Source organism: Vibrio sp. V43_P6S15P86, from assembly GCF_009904725.1.
GTDB classification, from domain to species: domain Bacteria; phylum Pseudomonadota; class Gammaproteobacteria; order Enterobacterales; family Vibrionaceae; genus Vibrio; species Vibrio diabolicus.
On sequence record NZ_WXWT01000198.1, the window covers coordinates 20,404 to 32,933 of the forward strand.

General features: G+C 46.2%; 13 protein-coding genes. 8 read left to right on the forward strand and 5 right to left on the reverse strand.

Annotated features, from left to right (window positions below):
* Nucleotides 1-32 precede the first annotated feature (32 nt).
* A complete protein-coding gene (locus tag CAG69_RS08630; RefSeq protein WP_161443740.1) occupies nt 33-932 on the forward strand; it encodes an AraC family transcriptional regulator in 900 nt (299 codons plus the stop codon).
* Between the two features lie 59 nt (nt 933-991).
* On the opposite strand, the gene CAG69_RS08635 is transcribed toward CAG69_RS08630, so the two are convergent.
* Nucleotides 992-1,414 carry an organic hydroperoxide resistance protein gene (locus tag CAG69_RS08635; RefSeq protein WP_005374640.1) on the reverse strand — a complete coding sequence of 141 codons (423 nt, stop codon included), beginning with the start codon at nt 1,412-1,414 and terminating at the stop codon, nt 992-994.
* 136 nt (nt 1,415-1,550) lie between these two features.
* On the opposite strand from CAG69_RS08635, the gene CAG69_RS08640 reads away from it, so the two are divergent.
* From CAG69_RS08640 to CAG69_RS08655, 4 genes are all read left to right on the forward strand, one after another.
* A complete protein-coding gene (locus CAG69_RS08640; protein ID WP_161443742.1) occupies nt 1,551-2,009 on the forward strand; it encodes a MarR family winged helix-turn-helix transcriptional regulator in 459 nt (152 codons plus the stop codon).
* A 304-nt stretch (nt 2,010-2,313) separates the two neighbouring features.
* A complete protein-coding gene (ahpC, locus tag CAG69_RS08645; protein ID WP_005395542.1) occupies nt 2,314-2,871 on the forward strand; it encodes an alkyl hydroperoxide reductase subunit C in 558 nt (185 codons plus the stop codon).
* A 157-nt stretch (nt 2,872-3,028) separates the two neighbouring features.
* Nucleotides 3,029-4,597 carry an alkyl hydroperoxide reductase subunit F gene (gene ahpF / locus CAG69_RS08650; protein ID WP_161443744.1) on the forward strand — a complete coding sequence of 523 codons (1,569 nt, stop codon included), beginning with the start codon at nt 3,029-3,031 and terminating at the stop codon, nt 4,595-4,597.
* A gap of 1,544 nt (nt 4,598-6,141) precedes the next feature.
* Nucleotides 6,142-6,561, forward strand: a complete 420-nt coding sequence (locus tag CAG69_RS08655) for a VOC family protein (RefSeq protein WP_029802786.1) — start codon at nt 6,142-6,144, stop codon at nt 6,559-6,561.
* 77 nt (nt 6,562-6,638) lie between these two features.
* On the opposite strand, the gene CAG69_RS08660 is transcribed toward CAG69_RS08655, so the two are convergent.
* Nucleotides 6,639-7,178 (reverse strand): CAP domain-containing protein, encoded by a 540-nt coding sequence (locus tag CAG69_RS08660; protein ID WP_161443746.1) that lies wholly within the window; start codon nt 7,176-7,178, stop codon nt 6,639-6,641.
* A gap of 127 nt (nt 7,179-7,305) precedes the next feature.
* Entirely contained in the window at nt 7,306-8,262 is a 957-nt protein-coding gene (locus CAG69_RS08665) for a LysR family transcriptional regulator (RefSeq protein WP_161443748.1), read from the reverse strand.
* A 126-nt stretch (nt 8,263-8,388) separates the two neighbouring features.
* Between CAG69_RS08665 and CAG69_RS08670 the strand changes: the two genes are divergently transcribed.
* The 3 genes from CAG69_RS08670 to CAG69_RS08680 all read left to right on the forward strand — a co-directional run bounded on the left by CAG69_RS08670 (nt 8,389) and on the right by CAG69_RS08680 (nt 10,509).
* A complete protein-coding gene (locus tag CAG69_RS08670; RefSeq protein ID WP_161443751.1) occupies nt 8,389-9,075 on the forward strand; it encodes a DJ-1/PfpI family protein in 687 nt (228 codons plus the stop codon).
* An 84-nt stretch (nt 9,076-9,159) separates the two neighbouring features.
* Nucleotides 9,160-9,645, forward strand: coding sequence for a sigma-70 family RNA polymerase sigma factor (locus tag CAG69_RS08675; RefSeq protein WP_161443753.1), 486 nt, complete (start codon nt 9,160-9,162; stop codon nt 9,643-9,645).
* Between the two features lie 168 nt (nt 9,646-9,813).
* Complete coding sequence (locus CAG69_RS08680) at nt 9,814-10,509, forward strand: VC0807 family protein (RefSeq protein ID WP_161443755.1); 696 nt, start codon at nt 9,814-9,816, stop codon at nt 10,507-10,509.
* 73 nt (nt 10,510-10,582) lie between these two features.
* Here the strand turns inward: CAG69_RS08680 and CAG69_RS08685 are convergent, their stop codons facing one another.
* On the reverse strand, nt 10,583-11,575 hold the full coding sequence (locus tag CAG69_RS08685; RefSeq protein ID WP_161443757.1) for a zinc-dependent alcohol dehydrogenase family protein: 993 nt from the start codon (nt 11,573-11,575) through the stop codon (nt 10,583-10,585).
* A gap of 88 nt (nt 11,576-11,663) precedes the next feature.
* Complete coding sequence (locus tag CAG69_RS08690; protein WP_161443762.1) at nt 11,664-12,479, reverse strand: AraC family transcriptional regulator; 816 nt, start codon at nt 12,477-12,479, stop codon at nt 11,664-11,666.
* Nucleotides 12,480-12,530 lie beyond the last annotated feature (51 nt).

The window sequence follows — 12,530 nt, forward strand, 5'->3', positions numbered from 1 at the left end:
TTTGAGCAAATCAAACAAGGGTGGCTCCTCTCATGCGTGTCGATTATCACCAACGACTCGTTCCTGTTATTCGCTATCTGGAACAGCACTTTAACGCTCCTCTCAATTTGCTCGAAGTGGCAGCGCTAGCCAACCTCTCTCCCTATCATTTTCACCGTACCTTTAAGGCGGTACAAGGCGAAACATTAGCCGACTTCATCCGACGTTTACGGCTAGAGGCGGCAGCAGACGACCTTTTCAAATCAAAGCAACCAGTGCTGAACATCGCGTTAGAGTACGGCTTTTCTAGTTCGCAAAGCCTAGCTAAGGCGTTTAAGCAGCATTATGGCGTAACACCAACCGCCTTTCGCGACTGTAAAAACTACCAGCAATTTTCTGAACTCGCGCGAAACAGCAAGATTGGACACGCACTGCGCAAGAATGGAAACGAACGAACCCTAAGCGATTCATATACTGACTCTGAACTCACAACATGGAGCAACAATATGGAAACGCAAAACTTTGATAAAGCAAAATTGGCTTACATTCGCGTTAACGGCCCTTATGGCCAAGGTTATGAAGAACCATCAGGTCTCTTGTATCAATGGGCAGGAATGAAAGGTTTGGCGGGCAATACCTGTATCTTCATTTATCACGATAACCCAGAAATCACGCCAGACGAGAAGTGTCGTACTGACATCTGTCTAATGGTGCCAGAAGATACCGAAGTACCAAAAGGCATTGAGTTGCAAGACTTCCCCGGCGGTCAATATGCGGTGATGCGCCAGCAAATTACCGAATTCAGCCAATACCCTAAAGCATGGGATGATTTGATGAGCAAAGTGGTTGAATCTGGTATTGAAAACGACTGCCGACCTTGCTTCGAACTTTATCATAGCTACGATCCACAAACGCACCATGCAGACGTCAGCTTCTGCACTGCCATCAAATAATCGAAAAAAGCCTGCACGTTCGCAGGCTTTCCTTCTATTAGAAATAATGTCTAAATCGATTAGATCGCTTCGCCGTTTACTGTAACAGCAACATCAATATTGCCACGAACGGCGTTTGAGTATGGGCAAACTTGGTGTGCAATGCGCGTTAGCTCTAATGCTTGTTCTTGTGGCATATCTAGCTCTACCGCTAAGCTCACTGTTAATGCAAAGCCGCCGTTATCGTTCGGACCAATGCCCACTTCCGCTGTTACGGGTGCACTTTTCAGGTTTACTTTACCTTCACGTGCTACGTGCAGAATCGCGTTAGAAAAACATGCTGAATAACCCGCAGCGAAAAGCTGCTCAGGGTTAGTTGCTGCACCTGTGCCGCCCATTTCCTTCGGGTATGACAGCTCTAGATCGAGAAGACCGTCATCTGTTTTTACTTGACCATTACGACCAGCCAAAGCAGTAGCTTGAGTTTTGTATAGAGTAGTCATACGATTGCCCTCTTCATTTAAGTTGCGCACAATTCAATTGCTTGCAATCTTATATCGAAGTAAAGATCGCTTGCAACTATATTGTGCGCAATTTATTTTGTTACTCTCTTTCTCTGTGAGCAGGTAGGCAACGCCAATGAGCCAGTGTTACACCGACAACACCATGACCGACGACGATAAACTCTTACTCGAAAACCAAGTTTGCTTCCCGCTCTATAGTGCAGCAAATGCGGTGATCCGAGCTTACCGCCCTTTGCTGGACGAACTTGATCTGACTTATTCGCAGTACTTAGTGATGATGGTGTTGTGGGAGAAAGACGGCGCCAGCGTTAAAGAATTGGGCTCACAACTGCATTTGGATTCAGGCACGCTCACGCCGCTGCTTAAACGCCTAGAAGCGAAAGGCTATGTAGAGCGTGGTCGTAGTGAAACCGATGAGCGCGTTCGCGTACTCAACCTAACCGAGCAAGGTCGTGACCTTAAAGAACAAGCCAAGTCGGTGCCAAACGCCATGATGTGTAAAATCACATTAGAACTGGATGAAATGATCATGCTGAAGAAGTTGTGCGGCAAAGTGCTCGACAATCTGGGCTAACCAAATAGAAGCATCAGCTTCCCCACTTCCTATTAGAAAGAGCCTGCCGAGATGCAGGTTCTTTCGATCTTAGCCAGACGATATCTTAAAGATCATCATCGGTATTCTCTATTACCACTCGGCCTTCATCTTCAATAAAACCTATCGAAGCAAACTCACTTACATCGGGCTTCCCTATTAATAAAGATAGGAAATGACTATCAATAGGATAGTTACAAGCGATTTTCCTTAAACACAATCCAATGCGAATATACTTTCCGAAAGCAAGAACTGCTCACCCTAAAACATTCTGAGGAAAGTAAAAATGATTAATACAAAGATCAAACCATTTGCAGCTACAGCATACAAAAACGGCGAATTCGTTGAAGTAACAGAACAAGACGTTCTAGGCAAATGGGCTGTATTCTTCTTCTACCCAGCAGACTTCACATTCGTATGTCCGACAGAACTAGGTGACCTAGCAGACCACTACGAAGAGCTACAAAAACGCGGCGTTGAAGTGTACTCAGTATCAACAGACACACACTTCACTCACAAAGCTTGGCACGATAGCTCAGAAACCATCGGCAAGATCCAGTACTACATGCTTGGTGACCAAACAGGCAACATCACAAACAACTTCGGTGTGATGCGTGAAGGCCAAGGTCTTGCAGACCGTGCAACGTTCCTAATCGACCCAGAAGGTACTATCCAAGCAATGGAAATCACTGCTGAAGGTATCGGTCGTGACGCAGAAGACCTACTACGCAAAGTGAAAGCAGCTCAGTACGTAGCAGCACATCCAGGCGAAGTTTGCCCAGCAAAATGGAAAGAAGGCGAAGAGACGCTAGCTCCTTCTCTAGACTTAGTAGGCAAAATCTAAGCCACTGAATTTAAGCTCAATTTGACATGCTAATTGACGCTTAACTTAGAGAGCATTCCAGGTTAGATACCTTGACGACCTTCTGCCTGGTTTGCTCTCTCCCTACTGATTTTATCCAGAGTAACCACTCTTTTGTTTATTTAAGGTAACAACAACTATGTTAGACCAAGCGATCCAACAACAACTCAAACAATATCTGGCTAATGTAAAAGAAGACGTTCGTCTAGTGGTTAGTCTAGATGAAAGCAAAGCATCGAATGACATTCTGTCTCTGGCGAACCAAATCGCAGAGATGAGCGACTTTATCACCGTTGAACGTGACGACAACGCAAGCGCACGTAAACCGGTGATGACGGTTACGAACCCAGTAAAAGGCACAGCACTTCGCTTTGCTGGCCTACCAATGGGTCACGAATTTACCTCTCTGGTATTGGCATTACTGCACTCTGGTGGTCACCCAATCAAACTAGAGCCGGAAGTGATTGAACAAATCGCAGCGCTAGATAAAGAATTGGATGTTGAAGTGTTCATTTCACTGTCGTGCCAAAACTGCCCAGACGTTGTTCAAGCGTTCAACATGATAGCGGCGATCAACCCGAAAGTGAAAGCAACCATGATCGACGGTGCACTCTTCCAAGATGAAGTAAAACAACGTGACATCATGGCAGTACCAAGCGTATTCGTGAACGGTGAGCTATTCGGTCAAGGTCGTATGTCTCTAACTGAAATCCTAAACAAAGTGGATGACGGTGCGAGCGAGAAAGCAGCCAAAGCACTGAGCGAAAAAGACCCATACGACGTACTAGTCGTCGGCGGTGGCCCTGGTGGTAGTGCAGCAGCACTATACGCAGCGCGTAAAGGTATTCGCACTGGCGTTGTCGCTAAACGCTTCGGTGGTCAGGTGATGGACACCATGGCAATCGAGAACTTTATCTCGGTAAAACGTACTGAAGGTCCAAAACTGGCGACTGACCTAGCAGAGCACCTAAAAGAATATGACGTAGACGTCGTGACTGAGCAACAAGCGCAAAAACTGATGGGCGCAGCACACACAGAAGATGGCTTGATTCATATCCAACTTGAAAGCGGCGCAACGCTGAAAAGTAAGAGTGTCATCCTAAGCCCTGGTGCTCGCTGGCGTGAAATGAACGTTCCGGGTGAGCAAGAGTACCGCAACAAAGGCGTCGCGTACTGCCCACACTGTGACGGCCCGCTATTCAAAGGCAAGAAAACCGCGGTTATCGGTGGTGGTAACTCAGGCATCGAAGCGGCTATCGACCTAGCAGGTATTGTTGAGCACGTAACCGTTCTTGAATTTGCAGACGTACTTCGCGCAGACCAAGTGCTTATCGACAAAGCGAACTCTCTACCAAACATCGACATCATCACGATGGCGCAAACCACAGAAGTAGTGGGTGACGGTACTCGCGTAACAAGCTTGAAGTACAAAGACCGTAACACAGATGAAATCAAAGAGATTGAACTGTCAGGTATCTTTGTCCAAATCGGTCTAGTACCAAACACAGAATGGCTAAAAGATTCAGAAGTAGCGCTTTCTCAGCGCGGCGAAATTGAAGTCGGTAGCCGTGGTGAAACCAGCCTAGAAGGCGTCTTCGCAGCGGGTGACGCAACGACGGTTCCTTACAAACAGATCATCATTGCGATGGGTGAAGGTGCAAAAGCAAGCTTAGGCGCATTTGACTACCTAATCCGTAAGCAAGGTTAATCTCCAATTTCTTGAGCACAAAGCGCACGGTGCTGTGTTTTCTTCCCCGGAAAACCAATCGGGGCATCGTGTAGAACGGAGTGGCAAGAAAGAAAAGCAAAAACCTAGAAGCCCAAAGACTTTGCCAGCAGGTACTAACTGCTGGCTTTTTTGGTTTTGGGGAGGGGTGTAAGTACATCCCCCAGCACTCCGTGCTTAAGGTGGCAAGTTCTAATTCAGTTCACTCCACTAGCATCACAACGCGCTGCAAATAGATTCTGAATACTCGCTTAGGCTCCTTCAGAATGACGCTATTCGTTTAGCGCTCTCTTCACGCCATTCCCGCGAACCTAGGTGAGACTGGGAATCTACCCACCGCAAGCTTGAACGAAAGAAATTCATACACATACACGTGACGCATCAACGGTTAGAGGGTTCTGAACATGATCCTCCTCACAACCTCAAACCACCAATCCCACCTAACCTTCTCTTGTATCAAACTCTAAAGATCTCAGCACTCCGGACTAAAAGTGGGGCTGGTTCTGCAATCGCGGATAATTCACTTCACTCCACCAGCATCACAACGCGCTGCGAATAGATTCTGAATACTCGCTTAGGCTCCTTCAGAATGACGCTGTTCGTTTAGCGTTCTCTCCCCGTCATTCCCGCGAACCTAGGTGAGACTGGGAATCTACTCACCGTAAACTCGATCGAAAATGAGTAGCACGAACAAACAAAAGTTGAAACAAGGTTGCAAGCACCTTACCCAACATTCAACCAGCAACCCCACCTAACCTCCCCTTGTATCAAACTCCGAAGCTCTCAACACGCAGAGCTCAAAAGGGAGGAACTGGTTCTGTGCTCGCGGATAGTTCAATTCACAACGCAACATAACAACACACTGAAAGTAGATTCTGAATACTCGCTTAGGTTCCTTCAGAATGACGCTGTCCGTTTAGCGTTCTCTTCCCGTCATTCCCGCGAACCTAGGTGAGACTCGGAATCTACTCACCACAAACTCGATCGAAAATGATTAGCAAGAACACGAACAAACAAAAGGTGAAACAAGGTTGCAAGCCCCTAACCCAGCTCTCAGATTCAAAGCACCAAACCCACCTAACCTTCGCTTGTATAAAACTCTAAAGATCTCAACACTCCGGGCTCAAAGAGGAGGGACTGGTTCTGCAATCGTGGACAGTTAACTTCACACCGCTTGCATCACAAAGCGCTGCAAATAGATTCTGAATACTCGCTTAGGCTCCTTCAGAATGACGCTGTTCGTTTAGCGCTCTCTTCACGTCATTCCCGCGAACCTAGGTGAGACTGGGAATCTACTCATCACAAACTCGCTCGAAAATGATTAGCACGAACAAACAAAAGATGAAAGAGGGTTGCAAGCACCTAACCCAACTCACAGATTCAAAGTACCCCCCCACCGAATCTCTCCATGTACCAAGCTCCAAAGACATCAACCCTAAAAAACTTAAAAAAGCCCTTTACCTCAACTTAACTTGAGGTTTTAGCATGTTCATCGTTGGCTAGAAAATGACAAAAAGGAGCACATCATGATCCAACTAGAACATATTAATTTAGTCGTGAAAAACATCCCTGAAATGCTGAAGTTTTATCAAACTGCGTTTCCACATTGGTACGTGCGTGATGAGGGGAAAGGCGAATGGAGTGGTAAGCCAAGAAACTGGCTACATTTTGGCGACGAGTATCAATATATTGCGATGAGTGACCACGGTGAAGGAGAAAACCGCGAGTTGAGCGGGCACCAAGTTGGGCTAGCGCATTTTGCTTATGTGACCAACAACGTCGATGCCATCATAAAAAGACTGACCGATGCCGGTTATCCAATTGCCCAACCTGGGGCTGATGAGCCATACCGCAAGAATGTGTATTTTGTTGACCCTGCCGGTTTTGAGATCGAATTTGTTGAATACCTGACGGATGATCCAAAACTTCGTAACCTGACAAGCTAAAAGAGACGTAAATAATAAAACGCCAGCAGATGGTGACTACTGGCGTTTTGGTTTATCTATCAGGTTTCTTTATCGCATTAGCGCTGTTTGGCAAAAACCTGAGTCCAGTAATACCCGTAGCTTGCCGAGTGATTTTCGACAAGCGACGCGCCCATCTGATCAAAATCCGCACTCATGATATTGAGGCAGTGACCTTCGCTCGATAACCAAGCATTAACGACGGCGTTAATGGAACTTTGCCCTACGGCAACATTCTCACCAATGGCGCTCCAAGCATAGCCCGTTGCGTTGACTCGATCTGACATATTGCTGCCGTCAGAGCCTGTATGACTCATGAAATCGCTGTTCGCCATATCGCTCGAATGTCGATAAGCGGCGCTTTCCAAATCGTAGCTCCAAGTCAGTGCCCCAACAGGTGGCATGGTGGTTGCGCCACACTGTTGTGTAGTAGAGCGGGCGCTGTTGACCGCTGCAAGCATCTGCTCGGCAAATGTGCCTTGTGACGATGTGGAACCTGTGTTTTGTGAGCCACTTTCTGCTGGGGCTGACGACTCCCCATCGCCGCCACATGCGCTGAGAAGTAGGGCCAAAGCAGGCACTAAGATCTTAGTTGGCATTGTCTTTCCTTTATGAGTGACGAAGAGCAAACTGCGCTTTTCGATAATAACGTCCAATAAACTAACAAAAACCAATAAAAGCACCATATAGCTTAGGGGGTTTTAACCAAAGACTCACATGAAGTTTTCAATCGCCTTGGTTCGGTCGATAAATCGGCAACGTTTCAGCCCACGTATGGAATGGCGTTTCATCCATATCCTGTATCGCTTGGGTGATAAAATCGATGAACACCCTTACTCGAGCTGGAACATACTCCCGGTTGGCATAGAGCAGATACACGCCATTTCCAGCTTGGCGCATACTCGGAAATATCGGCACTAAACGCCCCGCTTTGAGCCAATCTCTCGCGATAAAGTGAGGAATCTGAGTTAACCCTAAGCCTTCTGCGCAAAGCTCTGCCATGGATTCGCCGTCGTTTACAATAAAATTTCTCTCGGGGTTATACTCACTTGCACCGTCTGGTTCTGGCATCCGAATCGGCAACAGTTTCCCCGTTTGTTTAAAACGAAAACGAACCCAAGAATGATCATTGAATGCGTCTGGGCCACTCGGAACACCATGCCGCGCTAAGTAATCCTGACTGCCACAAATAATAAAATCGATAGGACTCAGCTGGCGCACAATCAACTGGCTGTCCTGAACGACACCAGATCTAATCGACACATCAATCCCTTGCTCAATAATATCAACGTAGGCGTCATCGTAATGAATATCGATAGTGATGCTGGGGTAGCGGCGACAAAACTCTTTTAATAAAGGGCGAATGTAAAGGCGACCGTAGGAGACCGGCACATTAATCTTAAGCAGTCCTGAAAGCGCATCATTGTGGCTTTTCAATGAATCCTCACACGCCGTCAGTTCGTCCAGTACAAACCTAGCGGTATTTGCGTATCGACGACCGGCTTCTGTCAGACGGATCTGTCGCGTAGAACGTTGGAAAAGCTGTATTCCCAAGTCGCTTTCAAGACGATGGATGGCCTTACTCACCGTAGAAGGGTCTGTGCCATGCGCTTTGGCGGCCGCAGCAAAACTGCCACCTTCTAAAGTGGCAATAAAAAATCGTAGGGACCGTATCTTATCCATAAAACTCGTGCATTCCATTCGTGAACTTTATTCACTTTAGTAAAGACAAAGTGGCTCTTCAATCACCAATCAGCCCAAATATAATGAATCTCAATAACTTGATGCTCTGTTAGCGAGGAAAAAACAATGGGTAAAAATGGATTAAAGAATGCACTACAACTATTGATAGCGACCTTAGTCCTATTCTTTGGGATGCTTCAAACGGCACATGCTGCGGATAAACGCATTGGCATTCTGGTTTACGACGGCGTACTGACCTCTGATGTCACTGCGCCTTTAGAGGTCTTTGGCGTTGCAAGTCGTCTGACTTGGTTTAGCGATTATGAAGTAGTCACTATTTCCGTCTCTGATCAGAAAACCATCACCACTGAAGAGGGATTAAAAATTGGTGTGGATGCTTGGATTGGCGATCAGCCGGAACTCGACGTGCTGGTTTTAACATCCAGCTACGACATGGATTCGCTAATCGAAAACAGGGATCTCATTCACTTTATTCAAACCACATCAAAGGCGGCAGATTGGATGGCAAGTAATTGCTCTGGTGCGTATCTATTGGCCGAGGCTGGCCTGTTAAACGGTAAGAAAGCGACGACGTGGGCAGGAGGTGAAAACGGATTACAAAAAGACTATCCAGCAGTTGATGTACAGGTCGACCAGAATTTTGTTGTTGATGAGGGTGTCATCACCTCAAACGGCAGCCTAGTTAGCTATCAAGCTGCCCTTAAATTGCTGCATCTCATGACTTCAGAATCTAAAGCTCAAGAAGTCGCAGACGCCCTTCAATACTCACGTTTTTCTACCCAGCCATTTTAAGCGGGCAAGAACGAAACCGCAGGTAACCTTTGAAGCTTCAGAGGTTACCTTGCTACTCAGCTCTAAACTTCTGATCTTAATCCTATGGAAAAACACAAACGATACGAAGCACTGACGAAGGAGCGATACCAAGATATCTATCGTCTCGCATATTGGCTATGCAAAGATCATCACCTTGCTCAAGATTTGGCGCAAGACACCTTCCTGAAAGCGTGGCGATTCTTTGATAACTTAAATGATCTCAATGCCGCGAAGCCTTGGCTCATCACCATTTTGCGTCGTGAGAATGCTCGGCGCTTTGATAAAAAGCAGTACAATTTTGTCGATATTGATGAGTGTGTAATACAGGCAAAAACCTACCCTGGCAGTGACCACGACATGGCACAAGATTGGCTTCAAAAACAAATGATGATTCTCGAACCCAAATACCGAGAGCCATTGGTCTTAAAACTCGTAGTCGGGTTTAATCATAATGAAATTGCTCAAGTCTTAGAGCTTAATCACAACACCGTGGCGACTCGATTATTCAGAGCACGCAATCAGATCATTGCGCAGAGGGAGCGCGATTAAGACACAAAAAAAGTAGTCAATCATGTCAACTAACTGGCTATGCTCCGGTCTATTTCATAAGTCGTTACACAACTCGGCGCTTTAACGCTTTACATCTGGCGTTACTGGATGAACACTTCTCGTCAAAGTACAATAACAGCCGACATAGAGTAGAGTCAGTAAAACATTATGAGTAACACAACGGCGAAAAAGCCGAATCCCCTATTCGAGATCCTTTTTAACGTATTCATCCCTTCCTTTATCTTGATGAAGTTTAGCGGCGATGAACACCTAGGAACAGCAATGGCGCTGGTTGTCGCTTTGCTATTTCCTATCATTTACGGCGGTATGGACCTTGTCCGGAACAAGAAATTTAACTTTATTTCTGCACTTGGCTTTATCAGTGTTTTATTAACTGGCGGCATTGGCTTGTTAGAGCTCGATACACGTTGGTTAGCCTTGAAAGAAGCCCTGATCCCTGGCTTGATCGGTTTAGCGGTTTTGGGCTCAACGTTTACCCGCTACCCACTGATGCAGAAGTTAGTACTGAATGACACGGTATTGAATTTATCGCTGATTAACGAACGCTTGAAAGAGAACGGTCAATCAGAGGCATTTGCACGTTGTCTAATGTCATCAAACTATCTGTTTGCGAGTACTTTTGCGTTCTCATCCGCGATGAACTACTTCCTTGCGACTTGGATCGTGACCAGTCCTTCGGGCACAGCTGCCTTTAATGAAGAGTTGGGTAAGATGACGCTTTACAGCTACCCGATGATTGCAATTCCAAGCATGTTAATGATGTTCGGTATTTTTTATTACATTTGGCGTCAAGTACGTACGATGACATCGCTCGAAACAGAACAAATTTTCCATCTAAAATAGTCCCATCATTACAAATAACCCATCAAAAAAGGGAGGATTTTATCCTCCCTTTTCTCAACAGACTCACTGTAATTCATAGCGTCAAAATGATTTTTCCTGACACTGCCGATGAGCGTTGCTCAACCATTTCAATCGCAGTTTGAAAATCCTCTAGCGGCAGCTCAGACGCTACATTTAACTTTATATCGTTGGCAATAAAGTGGTCTAACATTTCAGCGAATACCGCCTTTCTCACGCTTTTACCTACCGATTCTTCCCAATACCGCAAAAAGAAGGTGCTAAAGTCGATGTTGTTGGTCTTCATCGATTCAAAAAACGCAGGCGTATAAGGCGCTAACGACAACGTTCCGTAGTTGATGTATTGGCCATTTTCTTTCAAGGTACGAATGAGATACGTGCCAGCCTCACCACCTATCGCATCCAAAGCGGCCGTTGGTTGTGGCTGTTTGCGCGTTTGCAGCTGCGCGTGTAAGTCTTGCTTCGCGTCCAACACTGGAATCGTATCGTACGGATACTCGTCTGGCTTTGAAGTGACAGCAATCAGTGTAAAACCCAGTGAATGGGCGAGCTGGGCAAATATCTTACCGATCGCCGAACCCGCCGCATTGATGATCACCACATCGTCTTTGTTCAACTTAGCCACTTTCGTGGTGATAACCCACGCGGTTAACGCGTTGATGTACAACTGGCAGGCATAGCCGTTATCCAAACTCTCAGGTAGCGGAAAAAGATTCTCAGGCGAAGCATCGATGTAATGTTGCCAAGTACCACTCATCGCCACCAACACTTTTTGCCCAACTTGAAGGCCAGTTTGACCAACAGCACTGACTTCCACCACACGCCCAACCGCTTCAAATCCCGGCACGCGAGGTGGTACGTGAACGCGGCGGTATTGCCCAACACCATGAATAGAAAGCAAATCACTTGGATTAATGTTGGTGGCTTCCAGTCGCACCCGAACCTTGCCCTGAGCAAGCGGTTTGAGGGGCTCTTTTTCCAACGACAGCGACGTTTTGGGTTGACCAAAACAGAATTGATTAACTCGTGTATTTATCGTTGGTGCCATTATTATTCATACCATGTAGTTGAAATTAAAAAGGGACGTTTCATGGCTTCTTCTCAAAAGCATTAAGTGAAGTCGAAGCTCTGTAGTTCTACCTGCGCGATGCGCCGTTCACTCTAAACTGTTGTGGCGTCATATCAAAATAGGCTTTAAATGCTTTGATGTAGGATGAATCGTTTTGATAACCCACTAGGTCTGCAATGGCTTGGATTGGCAACGATTCATCTAACAAAGAAAGCGAGTAAATCAGCCGAATTTGTTGCCGCCAAAGCAGAAATGAAGTGTTGAATTCCTTGGCGAACAACCGTGATAAAGTGCGCTCAGACGCCCCAATTTTCTCCCCCCACTCTTTTAGCGAACAGCTCAACGCGGGCTCGTCAGTCAGTTGCTCGAAAATCAGTTTTAGTCGTCTGTCTTGTGGCAGTAATAACTGAAATGTCTGCACGTTGCTTTTCAAAATTTGATCATGCAACACCGCCAGCAAATGCAGTACTTCTTCGTGGCTTGTCTCATTTTCACACTGTCTGCGGATCTCTTGTAAAAGCTCATTTAAAAACGGCGTTAGAGCAATGGTTCTCACTTGTGGCCCGTACATTGCGCCAAACGCAGGGTTAAGGTAAATGCCAACAAAGATCGTGTTACTCAGAGCAATCGACTCGTGTTGAACACCCGCAGGAACAAATAACGCAGAAGTGTGCGGAACCAAATGCTGATAATGCTCCGTTTGTGTTTGCAATAACCCTTTGATAGGAAAGATGATTTGATGCCAAGTGTGTTGATGCAGCGCATCAATGTAACCTTTTGGCATGTCGATGGTTTTCACTAAAACAGGAGAATGGGGATTCGCGGCCATCATCTCATTGGAGGTGACGACGCCTGACTTCGAATCAATTTGGCGAGTTAGCATTGTTAGTTGTCTTTTCATCCCTACACCGACACAAGTTTACTAGGCTATCAT

Excerpts from the sequence above, each read along its gene's own strand:
- CAG69_RS08630 (WP_161443740.1), top strand. The coding sequence starts at position 33 with ATGCGTGTCGATTATCACCAACGACTCGTTCCTGTTATTCGCTATCTG.
- CAG69_RS08635 (WP_005374640.1), bottom strand. The coding sequence starts at position 1,414 with ATGACTACTCTATACAAAACTCAAGCTACTGCTTTGGCTGGTCGTAAT.
- CAG69_RS08640 (WP_161443742.1), top strand. The coding sequence starts at position 1,551 with ATGAGCCAGTGTTACACCGACAACACCATGACCGACGACGATAAACTC.
- ahpC (WP_005395542.1), top strand. The coding sequence starts at position 2,314 with ATGATTAATACAAAGATCAAACCATTTGCAGCTACAGCATACAAAAAC.
- ahpF (WP_161443744.1), top strand. The coding sequence starts at position 3,029 with ATGTTAGACCAAGCGATCCAACAACAACTCAAACAATATCTGGCTAAT.
- CAG69_RS08655 (WP_029802786.1), top strand. The coding sequence starts at position 6,142 with ATGATCCAACTAGAACATATTAATTTAGTCGTGAAAAACATCCCTGAA.
- CAG69_RS08660 (WP_161443746.1), bottom strand. The coding sequence starts at position 7,178 with ATGCCAACTAAGATCTTAGTGCCTGCTTTGGCCCTACTTCTCAGCGCA.
- CAG69_RS08665 (WP_161443748.1), bottom strand. The coding sequence starts at position 8,262 with ATGGATAAGATACGGTCCCTACGATTTTTTATTGCCACTTTAGAAGGT.
- CAG69_RS08670 (WP_161443751.1), top strand. The coding sequence starts at position 8,389 with ATGGGTAAAAATGGATTAAAGAATGCACTACAACTATTGATAGCGACC.
- CAG69_RS08675 (WP_161443753.1), top strand. The coding sequence starts at position 9,160 with ATGGAAAAACACAAACGATACGAAGCACTGACGAAGGAGCGATACCAA.
- CAG69_RS08680 (WP_161443755.1), top strand. The coding sequence starts at position 9,814 with ATGAGTAACACAACGGCGAAAAAGCCGAATCCCCTATTCGAGATCCTT.
- CAG69_RS08685 (WP_161443757.1), bottom strand. The coding sequence starts at position 11,575 with ATGGCACCAACGATAAATACACGAGTTAATCAATTCTGTTTTGGTCAA.
- CAG69_RS08690 (WP_161443762.1), bottom strand. The coding sequence starts at position 12,479 with ATGCTAACTCGCCAAATTGATTCGAAGTCAGGCGTCGTCACCTCCAAT.